This is a genomic window from Capnocytophaga periodontitidis (assembly GCF_016126015.1).
Lineage (GTDB): Bacteria > Bacteroidota > Bacteroidia > Flavobacteriales > Flavobacteriaceae > Capnocytophaga > Capnocytophaga periodontitidis.
Genome location: NZ_JAEFDB010000014.1, coordinates 39,745 through 61,650 on the forward strand (window position 1 = coordinate 39,745; position 21,906 = coordinate 61,650).

At 43.7% G+C, this 21,906-nt stretch carries 10 protein-coding genes; all 10 read right to left on the reverse strand.

All coding sequences use genetic code 11. The annotated features are described in order from the left end of the window. Positions 1-33: 33 nt before the first annotated feature. Positions 34-3,090 carry a glycoside hydrolase family 2 TIM barrel-domain containing protein gene (locus I7X29_RS13905; protein ID WP_198475525.1) on the reverse strand — a complete coding sequence of 1,019 codons (3,057 nt, stop codon included), beginning with the start codon at positions 3,088-3,090 and terminating at the stop codon, positions 34-36. A 24-nt stretch (positions 3,091-3,114) separates the two neighbouring features. Beyond that, on the reverse strand, positions 3,115-5,427 hold the full coding sequence (bglX, locus tag I7X29_RS13910) for a beta-glucosidase BglX (protein WP_198475526.1): 2,313 nt from the start codon (positions 5,425-5,427) through the stop codon (positions 3,115-3,117). A 7-nt stretch (positions 5,428-5,434) separates the two neighbouring features. Then, complete coding sequence (locus tag I7X29_RS13915; RefSeq protein WP_198475528.1) at positions 5,435-6,838, reverse strand: cellulase family glycosylhydrolase; 1,404 nt, start codon at positions 6,836-6,838, stop codon at positions 5,435-5,437. A 256-nt stretch (positions 6,839-7,094) separates the two neighbouring features. Further along, complete coding sequence (gene galA, locus I7X29_RS13920) at positions 7,095-9,560, reverse strand: beta-galactosidase GalA (RefSeq protein WP_198475530.1); 2,466 nt, start codon at positions 9,558-9,560, stop codon at positions 7,095-7,097. Continuing rightward, complete coding sequence (locus tag I7X29_RS13925) at positions 9,561-10,346, reverse strand: glycoside hydrolase family 16 protein (protein ID WP_198475532.1); 786 nt, start codon at positions 10,344-10,346, stop codon at positions 9,561-9,563. 227 nt (positions 10,347-10,573) lie between these two features. Then, on the reverse strand, positions 10,574-12,130 hold the full coding sequence (locus tag I7X29_RS13930; RefSeq protein ID WP_198475534.1) for a DUF1735 domain-containing protein: 1,557 nt from the start codon (positions 12,128-12,130) through the stop codon (positions 10,574-10,576). Positions 12,131-12,288: 158 nt separating this feature from the next. Then, entirely contained in the window at positions 12,289-13,989 is a 1,701-nt protein-coding gene (locus I7X29_RS13935) for a RagB/SusD family nutrient uptake outer membrane protein (RefSeq protein ID WP_198475536.1), read from the reverse strand. Positions 13,990-13,993: 4 nt separating this feature from the next. Next, positions 13,994-16,747: a SusC/RagA family TonB-linked outer membrane protein gene (locus I7X29_RS13940; RefSeq protein ID WP_198475538.1), complete on the reverse strand. Its 2,754-nt coding sequence runs from the start codon at positions 16,745-16,747 to the stop codon at positions 13,994-13,996. A gap of 24 nt (positions 16,748-16,771) precedes the next feature. Beyond that, positions 16,772-18,520: a RagB/SusD family nutrient uptake outer membrane protein gene (locus tag I7X29_RS13945; protein ID WP_198475540.1), complete on the reverse strand. Its 1,749-nt coding sequence runs from the start codon at positions 18,518-18,520 to the stop codon at positions 16,772-16,774. A 12-nt stretch (positions 18,521-18,532) separates the two neighbouring features. Then, on the reverse strand, positions 18,533-21,817 hold the full coding sequence (locus I7X29_RS13950; protein WP_198475542.1) for a SusC/RagA family TonB-linked outer membrane protein: 3,285 nt from the start codon (positions 21,815-21,817) through the stop codon (positions 18,533-18,535). Between the last annotated feature and the right edge of the window lie 89 nt (positions 21,818-21,906).

Genomic DNA, 21,906 nt, shown 5'->3' on the forward strand with positions numbered 1-21,906 from the left:
TCAAATTTGCTAATTACCCAATCTGCTAATTTTCTAATTTCTTACCTGAATGCTAAATTCGTAATGATAATACGGTTGGTTGAGCAAAAATTCTTTATGCACGCGTGGCGACCAACTGTCGTCTCCTCCTACACCCATTTGAGCCTCATCGATGTGCAAATAAGTGTGGTCTCCACGGCGCAGTTCTTGGGTTTCTTTGGATTGGTTCAGTGCGTCGTCCGAATAGTCTTGTACGTTGAAATTAAAAAGTTTAGGCGCACTGATGTATAGTTCGGTAGTACCCGAAAGGAGTTTGAGCCAACGGGTATCGATATGGTTGCCGTTTTCAGAAGGCATCACATAAGGGAAGTGCATATCCTTTACCGCACCGCTGTGAATACCCACAAAAGCCGATTCTTTTCTATCGGCATAAGTTTCATAAGGACCTTTGCCGTACCATTCCACTTTGTTAAAACTCTTGTCGAGTGTTAGGAGCATTCCCACTCTTGCCAAAGGAGGCACAGAGGCAGGCACTTCCACATTTGTGCTGATATCTATACGTCCCTCGCCATTGATGAGGTAAGTTACTTGTTGGCTGATATTGCCCGCTTTGGTTTCAATGCGGTTGTGTGCTACTATTTTCAGTTGGGTTTCCCCTATGGGTGTAGCTTTCATTTCGGTAGCTGTTACCGCAGCTTCTTTTAATCCCGCTTTGCGCCAAGCTGAGGCATAAGAGTGCTCAAAACCACCTTCGTCGTTATCGGTAGGCACACGCCAAAAGGAAGGCACCATCGCTTCTGAAAGTAAATTTTTCCCTTTATGCGTAAATTGACTTAAACCGCCTGTTTTTTTGCTGAATACAGCTGTAAAATCGTCGCCTTTTACGGTGAAGTTTGTCGCTTCGTCAGTAAAGGTTAGTTTTTTATCGGAGTTCTTGGTGAGTTCTCTCTCAACACGGTTAGGAAAGGCAAGTTGTTCTTTGGCTACTTCAAAATCTTTTAAAGCCCAAGCAGTTGCCTTTTTATTCTTAAAACGGAAGTTCATAAAGTATTCCTTGCCATTTTGTACTAATTTTGTTTTGAAAGGTATTTGTAGGGCTCTTTGGCTTTGAGGGGCGATGTTCAAGTCGTTGATTACCCCATTGGCGATAGGTTTGCCATTCTCGATAAGTTCCCATTGCAAATACACCTCATCGCTATTTACAAAGTAGTTGCTATTGCTGATGAGCACCAAACCTGTGTTGATATCAATATCCTTTACATTGAAATACTGATATACCTTTTTCAGTTCGTGCATTTCGGGTTGAGGAACGCCTGTGGCATTTACCAATCCGTCGTTCACATTCGCCTTGTCGATATGATTGATGATGTTCCAATACTCTTTGCCGTTCTTATCTTTGCAACGCAACGCTTGGTCTTTCCAATCCCACGTAAAACCACCTTGGTAGCGCTCATTGGTAGCAAAAAGCTCCCAATACTTGCGGAAGTTGCCTAAGCTGTTACCCATAGAATGGGCGTATTCGCAGATAATCACAGGGCGTTTGGGGTCTTCGGTAAAGAGATTGTTTAGGTGGTTGAGCTCGGTGTACATATTAGAGATGATATCGTAATGCGAGAGCACGCCTGCATAAGCAGGATTTTTGGATTCGTAGTGCACGGGGCGCTTTTGAGGGTCGAGGGCTTTTATCGCCTCGTAAGCCGCATCGAAATTCTTGCCCCAACCCGATTCATTCCCCATCGACCAATAGATGATACAAGGGTGGTTCTTGTCGCGAGCAACCATATTCACATTGCGCTCCACAATGTCCTTTTGCCATTCGGGGCGTTCGCCTATGTAGTAGCCACTCTCCCACAATCCGTGGCTCTCGATATTGGCTTCGTCTACCACATATAAACCATATTCGTCGCATAGGGTATACCACTCAGGCTGATTGGGGTAGTGAGAGGTGCGCACCGCATTGATGTTGTGCGTTTTCATCAGGATAATATCGTCAATCATCGATTGGCGGGTGATGGTGCGACCATTATAAGGGTCGAACTCGTGGCGGTTCACTCCTTTAAACTTCACAGGCTTGCCATTCACAAGGAGCAATCCGTTTGTTAGTTCAACTTTCCTAAAACCTACATTTTGAGTAAACGATTGTAACACCTTGCCTTTGGCGGTGAGCAAACTGAGTTCCAGTTTGTAGAGGTTAGGGGTTTCGGCAGTCCATTTCAACGGATTTTTTACAGCTATTTGGGTACTAACCGTAGCTTCTTTTCCCGCAGCAATATCCGCAACAGAGGCTTTTTCGGTACCTATCACATTGCCTTTACTGTCTTTAAGGGTGGTTTGTACCACAAGGGCATCGCTTACTTTTTCGCCTAAATTCTGTACCTCTACTTGCACCTGCAAGGTAGCATCGCGGTATTGCGCATCGAGCTGAGGATAAACCGAAAAGTCACGCATACGCAACTCAGGGGTAGCAAAGAGGTATACATCGCGATAAATACCGCTGAGTCGCCAAAAGTCTTGGTCTTCTATATAACTGCCGTCCGACCAGTTTAAGACTTCTACATACAGCTCGTTTTTGCCTTTTTTTAGGTAAGGAGTGATGTTAAACTCGGCAGGTAGCATTGCATCTTCGTGATAGCCCACTTGCTTACCATTGATGAACAACTCCATCGCCGATTGCACTCCCGCAAAGTGAATGAACACCTGCTCGCCTTTCCACTTGCTAGGCACCGTGAACTGCGTTCTATACACTCCCGTAGGGTTATAGTCCTTAGGGGTGTAAGGAGGATTCATTTCAAACGGATATTTGATATTGGTAAACACAGGAGGGTCATATCGGTTGCTTTGCAGTTGCCAATTTGAAGGTACTTTTATAGCGTCCCATTGGGTAATGCCTTTGCCCAAAAAGAAATCGGTAGGCACTTGTGAAGGGTGCTTGAAGTAGGCAAACTGCCAATTGCCGTTGAGGAGTACTTTTCCAGCCGGCTCATAGTGGCTATGGCTTTTTTCGGTGTTGATACTGCTTACCGCTAAGTTTTCCCAATCGTGGGTTTGCGCTATGCCGAGGCTACTCGCCAAAGCAAGTACTGATAAGAATAAGGTACGTTGTATTCTCATAATCGTTTACTATTTTATGGTTTGTTATTCTTCTATTGTAAAATGTTGTTCGTTACTATTATCGGCAGAATGTAAGCCCACCCACAGCAAGCACTCGCTGGGCTCAGTGTCCTTTTTTCCATTGATGCCGTAAAAAGCAAGAGCTTCGGAAGGTAGTTCAAAACGGACTTGTTTGCTTTCACCTGCTTTGAGAGAGATTTTCTGAAACCCTTTCAATTCCTTTACGGGGCGACTAACACTTGCTACTAACTGTCGGGTATAGAGTTGTACCACTATTTCGCCTTCGATTGTTCCTGTATTCTGCACAGAGGCATTTACTATAATGCTATCGTTATAACGTTTCAAACTTTTTTTATTCAGATGTACATTACTAATAGCAAAGGTAGTATAGCTGAGTCCGTAACCAAAAGGATAAAGAGGCGTAATGGAACTATCCAAATATCCTGCGTTATAATGAGGGCGGTGGTCTACTTCTTCATTATTTGTATATACAGGTCGTCCTGTGCTCTTGTAGTTGTAGTAAATAGGAATTTGCCCTACACTGCGCGGGAAAGACATCGTTAAGTGTCCCGAAGGATTCACATCGCCTGCTATCACATCGGCAATACCATTACCTCCTTGCGTACCAGGGAACCACGCTTGCAAAATAGCTTGTACATTCTCGTTTTCCCAAGAAAGGTCGAGCGGTCGTCCGCTAAAAGTAATGATAGTTATAGGCTTGTTTATGGCTTTTAGTGCTTCGAGTAATTGGCGTTGTGCTTGAGGCAAACGAATGTCAGAACGCACCGCCGACTCTCCTGCCCAGCTACTTTGTTCTCCTACGGCTACTAATACCCTATCGGCTTTGAGAGCTATAGCAACCGCTTCTTTGAGTTGTTCTGTTGAAATAGTTGTAAAACCACAGCCTTCGGCATAGAGGAGTTTTACGTTTGTACCCTTGTATTTCTCGGTAAGCCCTGTGAGTAAACTCACGCTTTGTTTGCCGTCGCCTAAGCACGTCCAACTGCCGTTTATATCACTTGTGTTGTTCATCATAGGTCCTATTACAGCAATCGTTTTACCGCTATATTTTTTGATGGGTAACACTTCAGCTTCATTTTTCAAGAGTACTACTGAGGAAGCAACAGCTTGTCGCGCTACTTTCAGATATTCCTCAGTAAAAGTATTTTCTTTGGCACGAGTTTCATCTAAGTATCGGTAGGGGTCATCAAAAAGACCTAAAAGGAACTTCATTTCCAATATATGTCTTACTGCTTTATCAATTTGAGCTTCGGTTACTTTGCCTTCTTTCACTAAGGCACTAAGGTATTTAATAAAGGTTGCCCCGTTCATATCCATTTCTATTCCTGCATTGGCTGAGAGGTTTGCCGCTTGTTTATCATCTTTGGCTACCCCGTGTCGTACCAACTCGTTAATGCCTGTATAATCACTCACTAACAAGCCGTTAAAGCCCCATTCTTTGCGAAGCACCTCAGTAAGCAACCACTTGTCGGCGGTGGCAGGTACTCCGTTTATTTCGTTCAAAGAAGCCATTATACTGCCCACCCCTGCGTTTAGGGTCGCCTCATAAGGAGGTAAATATACATTGCGCAAGGTGTGCATAGAGAGTTCAGCTGTATTATAGTCCTTACCTGATTCGGCAGCTCCATAGCCGGCAAAGTGTTTACCACAAGCTAAAAGCGTGTGAGGGCTACTCAACGTTTGCCAATTCTCACCTCCTTGAAATCCTTTTACGCGTGCTTCGGCAATGAGACTTCCTAAATAAGGGTCTTCGCCTGCGCCTTCCATTGCGCGTCCCCAACGAGCATCGCGGGTGATATCTACCATAGGGGCAAACGTCCAGTTGATACCATCGGCACTAGCTTCACAGGCAGCGAGTTCAGCTGTTTTGTGCATCAATGCCAAATCCCACGAGCAAGACTCAGCTAACGGAATGGGAAAGATAGTTTTATAGCCGTGTATCACATCTTGACCAAAGAGGATAGGAATGCCCAAACGTGTTTGTTCTACCGCTATTTTTTGCAATTTTCGTATACCTGTAACCGAAGTAGCGTTAAAAATACTTCCTACCAAGCCTTTTTCGAGGTAAGGTTGGTACTTATCAGCCATTACAGGGCCTGTAACCGACCAATCGGCTGAGAATTGCGTCATTTGTCCGATTTTTTCTTCAAGAGTCATCAAACACAGTACCGAATCTACGCGCTGTTCTATGTGTTTATCGCCACTGAAACTCTTTTGGGTGAATTTTTCATTATCAGATTTTAGGATAGCGGGTGTTGCGCAACCTATCATAAGTAACGAAATAAGCGTTTTAAAAATGTGTTTGCTATATCTCATAGATAAACTATAGGTTTTCTAAAATTACTACTATTGAACGTTTGAAGGCTGGAATTAAAGCCTTGTTACTTTCAATAGGTATATGTCGTTCCCATTTATCCGTCCAAGGATCGTATATACTGTAATGCGTATATTTGTTGTTGATGTGGCTGAGTGGTATTTGGAAATTGCGTTTTATCTCGGCAGGGATTCCATCGCGGAGTTCTGTTTTCCAATTATTAGCAAGGTCTCTGCACCACAGAATTGTCTTGGTTTTTCCTTGTAAGCCATAACAATTTACATTCATTGAGCTAAATGAAAAAGGTTGCATCGCTTCTGCCATAGGGTCAATTCCTTCAATAGCGTTTTTGAAACGCCCAAAGTGATACCACAGTTGGTTAGGCTCGATATAATGATCCCAATGCCAAGTATTGCCCGAACCTGCACTGCCACAAAAGAAAGGCGCAAAAATGAAATCGTGTAATAAGATGCCTTCTGTGTCTTTAGGATAAAGCGCTGAAGGTCCTGCGTGGTTGGGTTGCACTGCACCAATCTCATTGATGACAATAGGTTTGGGATTTTCTTTCGTAAAATCTAATCCGATATTTACAGCATTGCTCACTAATGAATCGATTGCTCCTTTTACGACAGGATATTGATGCCACTTGTCGCCCTCGTCCAAATAACGGTGAATGCTCAAAAAATCGTTATTAGGTATTACTGCTAACTTCTTGTAGTAGTCGCCCATATAAGAGGCGTGCATACTGCCTAAGGTTTGGGTAACCAACTGATTAGGACATAATTTTTTCACCTTGCCGAGCATCTCTTTGGTAAAAGGAAGCCACTCTGCTTCGGGTACAGCTGAATCCATTTCGTTCCACAACTCCCACCCATATACATACGGGTGGTTTTGGCATTTTTTAGCAATCGCTCTGAGGCGTTTTAAGTAGGACTTTTTGCCTTTTTTAGTACTTACATACTCGCTTACATTCTTGAACTTGGTAGCTAGTGAATAGCTGTTACACCAAGAAGCCTCAGGTGAGATATTATTAGAGATAGTACGCAAGTGATGCAGGGTGAATTTAAGGTAAATATGATACTTTTCTGCAAGTTGTAGCAACTGTTCTATACGCGCTAACTTCTCGGGATTGTATTTTCCTTCCCTTTGGTCTTCTATTTCTAAGAACTCAGTACTTATCCAGATGCGCATCGCATTTCCGCCATTCTCGGCAAAGTGTTTAAAGTACTTTTCTACCTCTTCAAAATTATGCGATGGTAGATAATTGGTGCTAATAGGAATCCACGTCGCACCGTTTTTTTCAAAATAGCGCGGGTGAGTTTTGCTTACCGTTATATTTGCTTGCGAAAAGCTTAGTGCTCCACACAAGCAAAGCCCCCAAAGCAGTATTTTAGATAGTTTTATGTTAAACATTTTTTTACAAATCAAGAATTTATTTAAATCTCCTACGAATTACACGAATTGTGATATATAAAATAATAGCTTCCAAGAATTTATTTTTGGGCGTTTGTTTCGGGCGTTTGCAGCACATACCCAGCTATCGCTGGCTTTCCTACACAACATACTATAAAAGTGATTGATTATAAGGATATTGCTGGGGTGAGGCTTTGTCAAAGTTTTTGACTTTGACAAAGCGTAGTGATGCTCATTATTGCTGGGTTGAGGCTTTTCACTCTTCACTTTTCACTATTATTTGTGCTTCTTTTAGACCTTTGGTAGTAGCGCGCAATTGCAGTTTGCCACCTCTTTCACCTGAGCGGATAATCACTTGGCATTTGCCATTGAAGAGTTTGCGCTCTACACGCTCTCCTTCGGCAAAAGTATCTTTCTCGTGCGAACTGGGGTCGCCGTTTCCTACTCCTATAATGCGAGCATCTCCTGTAAGCTGAAACTGTATAAGGGCATCGGCATTAGGTACTTCACGTCCTTTTTTATCTACTACACTCACGTTCACTACTACGGCATCTTGCTTACCGGCTTTCAGTTGTGTTTTATGAGGAGAAAGCACAATCGCAAAGGGTTTTTCGGTAGTAGTTATTTCGGAGGTAATCCGCTTTCCATTCTTAGTGCCTACGGCTTTCAGCGTACCTTTTTCGTAGGGTACTTCCCAATATAAGTGTCCAAAAGCAGGTGTTTTTTGTTTGCCGAGCGTCTTTCCGTTCAAGAAAAGTTCCACTTCTTCGGTATTGCTATATACCCACACTTTTACCACAGTGTTTTGGGGCAGGTTCAGATTCCAATGAGGGGCTATGTGCAATACAGGCGATTCACTCCAATGAGCTTTGTAGTAGTAATACACGTTCTTAGGGAAACCACACACGTCCATTACCCCAAAATGCGAACTGATATTAGGCCACGCAAAGGGAGTAGGCTCTCCGCGATAGTCGAAGCCCGTCCATACGAAACCTCCCATAAAACGAGGGTCGTTAGCCGTTGTGCTGTACCATTGCTGTGCTTGTGATGCCCAACTGGGGTAACTCTTGTCTTGGTCGAGCAGATAGGCGCGTAGGGTATCGGCTACAAAATGACCACTGTAACCGCCGGCTTTCTCAAGTACGATTTCCGGCAGATACACCCCTCGAGTACCCACGGTGCTGGCTACTTCGGTACCGATGATAGGTTGATTGGGGTGCGCTTTCTCATAATCGGTAAGCCCATAGAGGTTGTAATTGAAGCCTCGTACGGGTATGGCAGCACTCACGCCTTCACTTTCATTACCTACATTGGCGCCATAAGTGCTCACGCGTGAAGGGTCTAAATGCTGTTGCAAATTCACCAACGTACGCGCAATGCGCTCGCCAGTTTCGGTGCTTTGGATTTTTTCTTCTTCATTCCCGATGCACCACATAAAAACGCTAGCGTGATTGCGGTCGCGCTTGATAAGGTCTTCAAATTGTCGACGGTATTCTCGTCCGCTATTTAAGAGTCGGGTTTCGTCCATCACTAATAAACCCAAACTGTCGCAGGCTTGAAGCACGACAGGGCTGTGAGGGTGATGGGCAGTGCGGTAGGCATTGGCGCCCATCGCTTTGAGTAGCCCAACGCGATAGTACTGCAACTCATCTAATAGAGCTGTACCTACTCCGGCGTGGTCTTGATGTACGCACACGCCTTTTATTTTCATTTTTTTGTCGTTGAGGTAAAAGCCGTCGAGTTGATAACTAAAAGTGCGCACCCCAAAGCGGGTGTGAATGAGGTCGGTAGTTTTTCCGTTAGCAGTGATTTTTGTTATTAGGGTGTACAGATAAGGATTTTCGGTATCCCAGAGTTGTGCATTAGGAATATTGAAGTTACTCTTTACTGTTAATTTTTCGTTAGGAGCAAAAGTAGCATTTGCAGATTTGTGAGTAGCTATTACTTTCTTTTCACGGTTAAGAATAGTCCATTCCACCTGAAAAGTTTGCGGACTTGTATCTCGGTTATAAACCGTAGTTTCGGCGTGCATTTCGGCTTGTTTGCCAATGCTTTTGGTATAGATGAAAACCTCTTCGGGGGAAGAGTGAACAGAGTTGTAAGAGTTCATCCACACGTGCCGATAGATACCTGCGCCTTCGTAAAACCAACCTTCGTTTTGGGTAGCGTCTACCCTTACGGTAATCACATTAGGCTTGCCAAAATGCACCAAATCGGTAATATCGTACTTTATTCCTGTATACCCGCTGAGGTGATGCCCTACATAAATGCCATTTACCCAACACCGACTGTCTCTAAAAATACCGTCGAATTGCAGTTCGATGCGTTTGCCTGCTTCGGCTTTGCTGAGGTCAAAGGTTTTTCTATACCAACCAATACTACACTCAGGGAAAGCATTGCCTAAGGCTTTATAGCCGTGTGACCAATCGCCTTTTTCACTGAAAGGGAGGGTTATAGCCCAATCGTGAGGGAGGTCAACGGTTTGCCACGCGCTATCGTCGTAGTCGATACTTGAAAAGTTAATGCCTTTGGAGAGCGTTTTAGAGAAGTCGTTATACACGCGGTAGTACAAATCTTTGGAGGGGTCGGTAGCGTGTCCTAAACAGAATTTCCAATGGTTATCCAACAATATATGTTCCCTTGTGGCTTGCCCATAGATGGGAAGGGCAAGCCATAGGAACATACAGATAAAAATGAAAAATAATTTGTTTAGATGAGTCATTTATTTTTTAGGCACATATTTATATACCTTAGCCCAGTCTACTTGGAGTTTGAGGGCTTTGGTAAAAGGTTTGTTAATGTCTTTTTCGGTTTGGAAGCACAAGTGGTGAGGTGCTTTGGCTATTGCCACAGGGTCGGAGAGAGTCCATACTAATTTGCTATCGATGTAAATCTTGATATACTCAGGCGCCCATTCCATTGCTACGATGTGCCAATCGCTTTTGTTGTAATTGCGGAAGGTTTGTTGATACTGTTGGTCTTTACCAGATACTGCATAGTGGATATTTGTATTCCAAGTGTTATTTTCGTGAGCAGTTTCGTAGATATCATTTTCGCCATCTTGAGGCCATTTTTCACTTTCAGGCCAAGTAAGTCCTAAACCGCTGGAAGACTTATGAGGGTCTTCGTCCATACGGATTCTGAACTCAAATTTGCCATATTTGTAATTCTTTTTATGAGCGATACCGCCTGTCATAAACCAGCCATTGCGTTTAGGGTCTTTATCGATAAGGCAGTTTAGGAAACCATCTTTTACTTCAATAGCATAAGTACGGCGTGTATTCTCGGGTTTGAGTTTACCTTCTTTTTCGAGGTATTCATTGTCGTACACTGCCCAATTATCGGTGTTTAAGGCATTGCCATCAAAGTTATCTTGGAAGTCTAACACCCATTCAGCAGGGGGTTCAGGCATAGGGTTCTCCTCAATAGGTGTATCACCGCCTGACTTGTTGCAGGCGGTAATACCACATAATATTGAGAGAAAACTAAATAATTTCAGTGTGTTCATATTGTTTAGTATTAATTTGATTAAAAAAACGTTTACAAAAGGTTGTTGGTATGGGGGCGTTTGCAAAACGCCCGTACATAACATACTCTAAAAGTAATTGATTATCAGGTTTTTGAACTTTGCCAAAGTCTGAAACTTTGGCAAAGTGTAGTGATGCAAAAGTGATTTTGAGACTTTTTGGATAACCCTTACAAACATAATCGAAATAATCCAAGAATATAATATTATTAAGGTGCTTTTTTAATAAAGATATCTGAAAAGGTCAAGTCTTCGTAATTGTTATCCCAGCTACCTATCTTTATCACAAAGAATAATTTACCTGTTTTAGTAGCTGTATAGGTCTTTTCCCCTGAAGCTAATTCCGACATCAGTCCGCTTTTAGGTGTTTTAATTTCTCCTGATAGGTCAAACACCTTACCGTCGTTGAAGTCTTTGCCTTCTTCAGGTTCCCACTGACTTATATACACTTGTATCCAGCCCCACGCTTTGCCTTTGGCGGTGAGTGTCATATCGTAAGTATAAGTTTCACCTCCGCTTACTTCAATAGGTTGATAGATCACGTGGTTGAACTTTTTGCCTTCGGTGCCCGAAGTGTAATGAATATTACCGTCAGTAATGGTGATATCAGCTTTTTCTGAAAGACCTCCATTGATGCCTTGCAACAGTATTTTCCAAGCGTCTTTTTTGATGCTAGTCTCTACCGGAGGTTTAGGAGGCTTAGGACTATTATCTTTCTTGAATACGATATCAGAGAGGGCTAAATCCTCAAAGTTGTTATCCCAGCTACCTATCTTTATTACAAAGTAGAGTGTGCCGGTTTTACCAGCGGTATAGGTTTTTTGGTCTTGGATAGATGAAAGTTCCGCAAATGAACCACTCATAGGAGAGGTGATGTTGTTTTGGAGCTCTAATACCTTGCCATCGCCAAAGTCTTTGCCTTCTTCGGGTTCGTGTTCACTTACGTACACTTGTATCCAACCCCACGCTTGCCCTTTGATTTCCACGTGCATATCGTAAGTGTAAGTTTGTCCTTTTTCCACTTTTACCGGTTGGTAAATCACGTGGTTGAACTTACCGCCCACTTTACCAGATGAGTATTGGATATTACCCTCAACGATATTAATCTTAGCATCGGCTGTAATTTTGCCGTCGATACCTTGTTTTAGCACCTTCCAAGCATCTTTTTTGAGCATAGTTTCCAAGGTAGGTTTAGGAGGCTCAGGAGGTGTAGGCAAGAATTTTGCCCCATCAATCACTACAATAGTAGTTGCTTTAGAGGCGAGAATTTTCTCGTGTCCATAGATAGTAACTGCCAAAGCGATGCGATTTTTGTAGTAATCGGCGTGTTCGGTAAGGAGTTTTTGCATATCCACTTCTAAGTAGAAAGACTCTTCATTTTTACCAGAAGGGATGGTAGCGCTTTCAGGCAGAGTGTAAGAACCTTCGGGCAGTACAACAGCTGGTTTTTTCTCGTCGTTTTTGTACTTTTCTACATAAGCATTAGTAGCTTGTGCATCCACTTTTACTTTTACAGCAAAGCCATCGGTAGAGAGACCTGAATTTTTCACGCCGAGCACTATTTTCAATTTCTTGGTAGTCTCGTCGAAAGTGTAGTTTTCGGAGTTTCCGCCGAAAGGCACATTGTATTCATTACCTCCGTTGTTCAAGGAGGCTTGTGGCATATAAAGGGTAGTAATGCCGGGGTCTTCGAAAACATCGTCTTTTTTACAAGCGATGAAGGCTACGAATAGGAGTAGCAATAATGTAATGTTTTTTGTTTTCATATATAAGAGTTTGTCCTCACCCCCTCCTTCTCCCCCTCCCCCAAGGGAAGGGGGAGGGAATCCGCAAAAGCGATGAGGTTTTATACTAATTATTTATATTCTTTTTTTCAGCTTGTCCCCTTCGGTGGTTCGAGGGCTAATTGCCCGTGTGGCTCACACTACCAACCTGGGTTTTGTTTTACAATTCCGTTAGATTTATTGATTTCGCTATGAGGAATAGGGTAGTAATACATTTTTTCGGTAAAAGTGCGCTTTTCTACTTCTTTTACTTGATAGCTAAAATGATTGCCGTTTTTGGTAGCTTGCACTCCCGTAAGTGGCTCATTGAGCACGGTAGTAGCGTCTTTCCAACGGCGCAAATCCCAATAGCGGTGTTCTTCAAAGGCGAGTTCTATACGGCGTTCGTGTTTTACTTTCTCTCTGAACTCCTCTTTTGATGCTGTAGTAATCGCAGGCATTTCCACACCCGTTCTGCCTCTCACCAAATTGATAGCCTCTTTGGCAGTAAGTGCATAACCGTTGTTAGCATCGGGTCCGTAGGCTTCGTTCATCGCCTCGGCATAGTTGAGGTAAATTTCAGCCAAACGGAACACTACCCAAGAGCGGAGTCTTTTTTCATCTTGCACTAAATCAAGATTGTCGTTCAAAAACTTTTTGAGGTAGTAGCCTGTGCGTGAAGCGTTTTTGGCGTTGTAGTTGTCAGCACCACCTGCGTATATTTCCATTGTACGTCCGTTCCACTGACTGTTGTTGGTTACTATTGTATAGCCGAGTCGAGGGTCGCGATTGGCGTATATATCATTAGGGTCGGGGGCACCTTTGTACTCATAAGCACTTACCAAATTATGTGAAGGCGTGATGCCACTATTACCTCCTGCACTGCCAATAGGGTAGTTTTTCCTTTCTAAATCATTGGTGGCACTTTGGCGAATAGCAAAAATGGTTTCAGAGCTTTTCGCGCTTCTGTCGCCAAGGAACAAATCGCGGTAGCTATTGTCGAGACTGTAGAGATTTAAGCTGAGGAGCTCATTGGCAGCCTCGGCAGCTGCTTTCCACTTGTTCACATCGTTGGTGGGGTTGTACAACGGACTTGCCGCATAGAGCAACACTCTGGATTTGAGGGCTAAGGCAGCGCCTTTGGTAATGCGCCCGTCCAAGCCTATATCAAAATCTCTTCCCCAATTGGTAATCAAGCTATCTTTGGAAGCATCAATTTCACTCACGATATAGTTCACTACCTCGTCTACTGTGTTGCGAGGCAAATGCGTGTTACTATCGGCGGAAAGACTTGTTTTTACAAGAGGTACACCTCCATAGCGTTTCAGTAGTTCAAAATAGAAATAAGCTCGCAACACGCGGTTTTCAAAGCGCAAAGCCCTTATGCTCTTCACATCGCGATTGTAGTTATTGATGTCGTTTTGAGTGATAAGGTTGCGGTTCTGCTTTAAGAAAGAAGCATAGTTAGGGAATTTTTCCAAGAAATAAGTAGCCGCTTGTATGCCTTCGTAGTTGTAAGCATACGTATTATCGGGGTTGTTGGTGCTATTCCAGCTTCCTTCGTTAAAAACTTGAGTGTTTGAAGGCGAAAGCGTATATTCAGCCTCGTCGCTCACTGCCGCAAACAGATTGCCATCGATGGCATCAAAGCGGTTTTGCAAACGCGTATAGGCAGCATAACCAAAGTCGTACAACACTTGGTAATTGGTTTTTATCTGCTCGTCAGTATCGTAAATATCTTCTTTGGTGTCTAACACATTACACCCGATGAGTGTACTCATCAGCGCAATGCAGCTCACTGCAAAGATTGTTCTGCTCGGTTTATTACTCTTTAACATAGCGATATATTTTCGGTAGTTCATTTGTTTAAAACTTTAAAGACACACCCATAGTAACCGATTTGAGGGCAGGGTAACCCGATAGTACTTCGGGGTCTAAGTCGTAATCGGTAAGCAGTGATGAGAAAGTAAACGGATTGGCAGCATTTACGTAAATGCGCAATTTGCTAACGCCTATCTCGTCGAGCATTCGTTTAGGAACGCTGTAACCTACCTCTATGTAGCGTACTCTTAGGTAATTAGCTTTCTTTATCCACAAGGTGGAAGGCTGGGTGTTATTGTTGTTGCTCAATAACGACAAACGTGGGTACTGTGCGCTGCTACGGGTATCGATGCCTTGTGCAGGATAGTAAGCCCAGCGGTTTTTGGCGATCGCATACACATTGCCATTGTTCTCGAAAGCAACTGTTTTTTGGCGTGCATCGTCTAATAAATTCACCTTTCTGCCTTGTACTCCTTGCACAAGCACTCCAAGGTCAAATCCTTCATAACCAAGGTTGAGCGTACCAGCATACGTGAGTGTAGGGAGGTAACTTTTGCCTATTTCAGTTTTATCGGCAGGGTCTATACGGTTGTCACCATTTAGGTCGCGGTATTTCACATCACCAGGGGCAACGTTTCCAAAGGAAGGTTTAGGGAGTGAAGGTAGCAGGTTGCCATTGCTGTCAAAATCGTTTATGTCGTAAAATCCAGCAGCTTCATAGCCAAAGCGTGTGCCGATAGGTCTGCCTGTTTGAGCTGAATTCTCGCTAGTAGCGTCGTACTCAGCCATATAGTCTATTTTGTTTTTAGCATACGAAGCATTAGCGCCTATACTATAAGTGAGTTTTCCAGCTGCATTGCTGTAAAGCGTACTCACTTCAAATCCTCGGTTAGTTACTTTTCCTATATTTTTATAGGGAGGGGTAGCCCCAAAGACACTTGAAATACTGTAATCAGGGGTGATAATACCTTCGTGTTTGTTGAGGAAAGCATCTATCATTACATCCCATTTGTTAAAGAATTTAGCTTCTACCCCTATGTTGTACTTATAGGCTTTTTCGGCAAAAATATGTTCATTAGGCACGTATTTTAGTCCGATAGCACTATGCCAAGAAGGGTCGTCGTTTCCTGTGGCAAAACCGCCTCCTCCGTAAGAACCGTAATAGCGTTCATATAAGTAGCGCCCTTCGTTGTACACATCATTACCGGTACTACCTACTGAAGCGCGCAATTTCAACCGATTGATATTGGCATTCGCCGAAGGGTGTTGCTCATTGAAAACCTGATAGGCTGCTGAAAGGGCGTGATAAAAACCAAACCGATTGCCTTTTTTGTAGTTATCTGATCCACCGAAGGCAAAACCAAATTCAGCCGATACGCGTTTGTTCCAATCGTAGAACACACGTCCGCCGATGTTCTGATAGGCGTAGTTGTTGTTCAAAACCGCTTTTCCGTTGAGATTATCGTCTATATTATAAACGTATTGAAGGTAATTTACCGCTGTTTGGAAAGTGTTTTGTCCAAACTCACGGGCATAACCTGCACCCAACAGAAACTGCAAACGGTTCCATTGGTTGGTACCCCAGTCGTCGTTTACTTTGTAGTTGCTATCGCGATGGGTGGTTTGTGCTACCCCATTGAACATACGAGTGTAATCTCTACTTACAATGCGCGTGCCTCGTGTCCACGAACTGAGCGATACGCCTTGTTGTATGTACAACCCAGGGGTGATGAAGTCTAATTTCTCTTTTAGGTTGAAATTAGCCCCTAAAGTGCGGTCGTGTAGGGTTTTGATACCTAAGGCTCGGATAGAGGCGTAAGGGTTATCGGGGTGGATGGCTGTACCAGGAAACGACCCATTGGGGTTTTGCGCCGGATAAATGATATTAGGGTAGCTCGCCAAGTTTTGCCAGAGTTTATACTCGTTGTAATTAGGCGATTTTCGGTCTTCTATACGTCCGTTGATATTTACATTTCCTTCAAATATTTTGAGCATACTGAAGTCTAAATTTGCCTTTACGAGATATTGGTCGAATCTTCCGCTGGAATGCGAATCGTCGTTCTTAGAGGCGTACAAACCACTGTTGCCAGCGTGCCCTAATAGCACAAAATACTTGGTGTTAGCCGAGCCTCCGCGTATGCTCACATCTTGCCTATCAAACAAAGCTGACTTTTTGAGCACTTTGTCGTACCAATCGGTGTTGTATTTCACATCGTTAGGAATATTGTAAAAGCTCGTCCAAGCCCCTGCATCATTACTGTAAGCCTCGTTGTATAGCTGGGCATACTCGGTAGCCGATAGCGGTTTGCTCAGTACCGTAGGCATTTGCACGCCTGTTTGGAAATCTACCCCTACCACGGGCTTGCCTTCTGCACCGCGTTTGGTGGTAATCCACACGATGCCGTGTGCGCCTTTCATACCAAACGGTGCTAAGGCTGCCGCATCTTTCAAAACCGTAATCGACTCGATTTCGGAAGGTGATAGTAGTATAAAATCACTTTGGTAACCATCGATAAAATAGGTGACAGAAGGGTAGTTGTACGAACCCAACCCACGGATATTTAGGCTGGCATTGTCCATTCCTCCGCCTTGCAATACAGTGAGCCCAGGTAGCAACCCAAACAAACTGTTGGTAAAGTTAGTTGTGGGCATTTTCAAGAGTTGTTCTCCTTTTACTGATGAGGTAGAAAGCGTCGAGAGCTCTTCGGGTACGTTCAGAGGGCTTTGTGCCTGCACAGCACCTGCCCAGAGCATACAGCCCACAAGGCTACAAAATAATATGTTATGTTTATATTTCATTTCAGTTGTTTTATTAATTGGTTATTAGTACCCTGGGTTTTGTATCAAGTAGCCTTTGTTCACTTCCGATTGAGGGAAAGGCTCTAAATACTGACTGTTGTCCCAATATCCTGTATAGACAGGTTTCACGGCGTAAGAAGCGTAATCCCAAGCATTCCACCCTTCCGATTTTCCTGGGGCGTACTCAAAAACTACTCCTTTCTTTTCCCCTCCAATGATACCATTGGCGATATCGGTGAGTTTCCAGTGTTTTACATCGAAATAACGGTGATTTTCTTCGTAGAACTCTACCGCCCATTCTCTTTGTACAATTTTGCGCAAAGCATCTTGTCCTGTTTCAGTAACATTGGGCAGCCCTGCACGCGAGCGGATAACATTTAGGTTTTGCAAAGCCTGAGCAGGATTGCCTGCTTCGTTATAGGCTTCGGCAAGATTCAAATAGAACTCAGCCAAACGGTACAAAGGGAATTCAAACCAATCGCGGGTATCAGCCATATAGAAGAATTTCACACGGCGTCCTGCGCCTTCACTGCCCGCTCTCTTTTCCCAAGTAGACGCATTTGCCAAACTCTCACTTGACCAATAATGAGAGCTCGGGTTGTTCCACGCTTGTTGTCCTGCAATCGCTGCTGAGGCTTTAAAGCGGGCTTCTAACTCATTGCACTTGTTCACATAAGTTGCGTAGCTTTCCCAATTTTCACCCGTCCACGTTTGGTCAGTACCATCAGTTTTGTAGTATTGAGTAAGCTGCAAGTAACTCATAGAATTTGCTCCTCCTGGTTGGCTGTGAGGATTGTAAGCCTCTATAAAACTTTGTGATTTAAAGGCGAGGAGTACTTCTCGGTTGTTAGGGGTTGCTACCGCTGTACCGTAATCGGCTAAGGGGTTGCCCGTATTGATGATTTGATAACCATTCGCAGTTGCCCAGCGTATCACTTGCTCATTAGCCTCTATAGCTTGTTGCCACAACGAAGCATCGTGTGTACCAAAACAAATCAGGTTGTTATTGCCTCCCAAACTCATATAAGGCGTATTGCTATTGAACAGCGGACGCGCGGCGTACATCAATGCTTCGGCTTTGATACACATTGGGATACCTTTGGTTACACGTCCTTTTTCCGAAGCGTTGTAGCTATCGGGTAGGTCGCTAATAGCTTTGTTGCAAAGGGCAATAATGTGGTTTAAGGTAGCGCGCAAAGTAGCGCGAGGAATATTCAGGTCGGAATCTACTGAAAGTGTACCCTCTATAATAGGCACTCCGCCATAACGTTTGAACATCTCCTCGTATCGGTAGGCGATGAGAGTATACATTTCGGCTTTGATACCTTTCTTTTGTACCTCAGTAAGATCGGGGACTTTATGGATATTCTCAATCACCAAATAGCACTGACGGATAGATTGGTAGTTGAAAACAAAACCATCGGAGCTAAGTGCTTTGCCATCGGAGTCGCTGGCTACCATTCCAGAACGTTGAATTTTATAGGTGTCTTCCCAACTGAATTTCACATCGTTCACTTCTCCCGATAGGTGAGAGAGTGTACCTGCTTTCAGTCCGCTAATGCGCCCATTGTCGTAACGCAAGGTAATACCTGATTGCAGGCTCATCGCGTAGGCTTGGGCAATAGCTGAGAGAGATTTCTGTTTGCTCGAAAAGATAGAATCGACATTCACATCGCTTCCTAAACTCTTTTCGAGGAAGTGGTCTTCTAACTTACAAGAAAATACTTGTGAGAAAAAGACGAGGATTAAGGTGGTATAAATGAGCTTTTTCATTGGTTGTATTTTTTAGAATTGAACGTTGAGCCCTACGCTATAAGTGCGGGTCATAGGGTAGAGATATCCAGAGGCAGCGCCGTTAGAATCTTGTTGTTCGGGGTCGTAACCATCGTGCATTTTAGACCACGTATAGAGGTTGTTACCACTCACCGATAGTTTCACCGATGAGATACCTGCTTTATCCAACCACATTTTCTTTTGCAAAAGATAACTTACCTCTACGTTTTTCAGCTTGATATGGTCGGTAGAGAGCAACCAGAAGTCGCTAAACAATCCGTTGATGTTATCACCGGTGCGCATAGAAGCACGTGGGAAAGTAGGGGTAATGCCATTTTGAGCTTTCTCAGGAGTCCAACGTCCGTCGTACTGATGTTGGAAAGCAGCTCCTGTACCCATATAGAAAGGGTTGCGCGTATAGAAATCCAAAGGCATAGAACCTTGAGCCGTACCGGTGAAGAGTACTGAGATTTCAAATCCTTTGTAACCTACATTGAGGTTTGCCCCAAAGGTATAACGAGGGAAGTTTGCATAACCAATAGGCACGCGGTCTTTCTCGTCGATAACGCCATCGCCATTCACATCTACATAACGGAGGTCACCAGGTTGTACTTTATTGCCATCAAAACGCGAATAAGGGCGTTGCATTACTTCTTGCCAAGTGTTGTAGAAACCATTGGTGAGATAACCTCTATACTGCCCGATAGAATAACCCGTTTCATTCATCCAAGGGTAAGGGTTGTTGGGCTCATCGCGGTAGTCAATTTTATTTTTAGCATAGGATACATTCCCCCCGATACCATAAGTGAAATCGCCTATCTTGTCGCCCCAGTGCACTTGTATTTCGTAACCTTTATTGGTTACCTTACCTATATTGCTCGCAGGAAGGTCAGAACCTACAATACCAGGTACTGTACCTCTGTTCCACAAGATGTTGTCGCGTTTTTCTTGGAATACATCGGCATTGATAGTAAGCCTATCTTTAAACATATTCAGGTCGATACCTGCATTGCTTTTTTTGGCGCGTTCCCAAGTAACATTGGGGTTCCCAACACGCGTTTCCCAAGCACCAGTATAGAAAGGGTCTTTGGTAGTACCATCACTACTGCCGAAATAGTAACCTCCTGCACCATAGCCATCGTTGCGGTAACCTTCATAGCCATAGCCCCAAGTACTGGGCAAGTATAGAAAACGGCGACCGCCTACTTGGTCATTTCCTACTTCGCCATAAGAACCTCTGAGCTTTAAATAAGTAACAATATTGTTTTTAGGGAAGAACTTTTCATTAGTAACTACCCAACCCAATGAGAAGGCAGGGAAGAATCCGAAGCGTTTGCCAGGAGCGAAATTTTCGGTACCATTATACCCCATATTGCCTTCAATAAGGTAACGGCGGTCGTAATCGTAAGTAACCCTACCTGCGAGCCCCATAATACCAGCAGGTACGTTAAACTCAAAACCAGGGTCATACGTTTTTTGTCCGTTAGCCAAAAGTAAGGCAGTGATATTGTGTTTTCCGAAAGAGCGGTCGTAGTTGATAGCTACTTCAAAATAGAGGCGACGCCACTTGCTTGATTTAAAACGGTCGGTAAGGGTAGTGTGTTTGAGTCTGCCACCAAAGAAGAGTAGTTCAGCAGGGTTTTTAGGGTTGCGAGTTACGCTATACGAAGGGATAGAGCGTTCTCTTTTCACACCTTTTCTATACAAATCGTTGTAAGAAAAAGTACCCGAAATAGAAAGACCCTGAGTGATATAATCGAGTTTGTGTTTCAGTTTTAAGTTTAGGTTCAAGTCGGTTTGATAGGTAGTAAGATAAGGTCGCCAGAGTAAACTTGACAACACCGAATAACCTGTACCCCCTTTGCCTACTAAAGGATTTACACCATCTACATATCCATCGATTAAACGTCCGTCCACAATACCAGGACCTGCAAAAGGAGTATTCGCCAAAATGTGTACTAACATCGACTTTTTGCGGGCTGTTTCGCTGTTTACATCGCCGTCTTGCTCACTACCTAAAATCCCTCCTACCTTTGAAGATACAGCAGCAAGGTCGAGTGTGAGGTTGGTGCGGTCGGTAAGTTCAAAATCGAAGTTAGAGCGGAAGTTGTAACGCTGATATTTAGAGTTTACATCGGCGTTGTGGTAGTTAGTTTCTTTGAAAGTACCTCCTTGATAGAAATACCCCAAAGAAGTAAAATAACGCGTTTTCTCACTTCCCCCTGATACGTTTAGGTTGAATTGCGTTTGAGGAGATACCCCGCCAAAAGCTTCTTTGAAATAGTTATGACTGGTATAATATAGCGCTGGGCTATTTAGCAGAGCTTGTTTTTGTTCAGGAGTGAGGTTCATCGCTTCCACCTCTTGAGGTGTATAGTCGCGATTGTTCTTGAACTTCCACAACTCGTTGTGGAAACCGCTTTCACTGAACAGTTTATCGAAGTTACTTGGGTCGTTGTCATTACGAATAGCTTCGTTGCGGAAACGAGCATAATCATAAGAACTGAGCAGGTCTAACTGAGTAGCCAACTCACTCATACCAAAGTTATAAGTAAGACTCACCTTAGGAGCGCCAGAGCGACCTCTTTTGGTAGTTACTACCACCACCCCGTTAGCTCCTTTCACACCATAGACAGCTGTTGCCGAAGCGTCTTTCAGTAAGTTAATACTTTCAATTTCGTAAGGATCCATTGCGTTTACGGCATTCATAGAGCTTTGGATACCATCTACCACTACCAAAGGTTCTTGGCTACTTGCATTGAAGGTACTCACCCCGCGAATACGAATGGTGGTAGCGTTCCTACCAGGTTCACCACTGGACTGAGTGGAAGTAATCCCTGGCATACGCCCAACCAGCGCATTGGAGACGTTGGCAACTGCATTTTCTACGAGTTTATTTCCTTTGACAGAAGAAATAGCACCTGTTACGGTTTCCTTCTTTTGGGTACCATACCCCACCACCACCACTTCTTTCAGTTCGGTGGTTTCGGGCAAGAGCTTTACGGTGATGCTGTTGCGGTTTTGCACCTGTACTTTTGCACTTTTATATCCTATATAGGATATCTCTAAGGTAGCATTTCCGTTCTTTAAGCTGAGTTGGAAGTTGCCGTCGAAATCGGAACTTACGCCGTTTTTAGTACCTACTTCCAAGATAGTAGCCCCCATTAGAGGCATATTGTCCTCATCAACTACTTTTCCTCTGACAGTTTGTGCGGATAGCGACTGTATCCCCACACAAAGCCCCAAGAGCCATACGAGCATCAGTAGTTTGGTTTTGTATGAATGTAATCTATCCATAATTTTGGCATTTTAGTTATATGGAAAATGTTTATTTTCGTTGGGGCAAAGGTAGGGTGTTATAGTTAAAAGGTTGTTATCATTTCTTT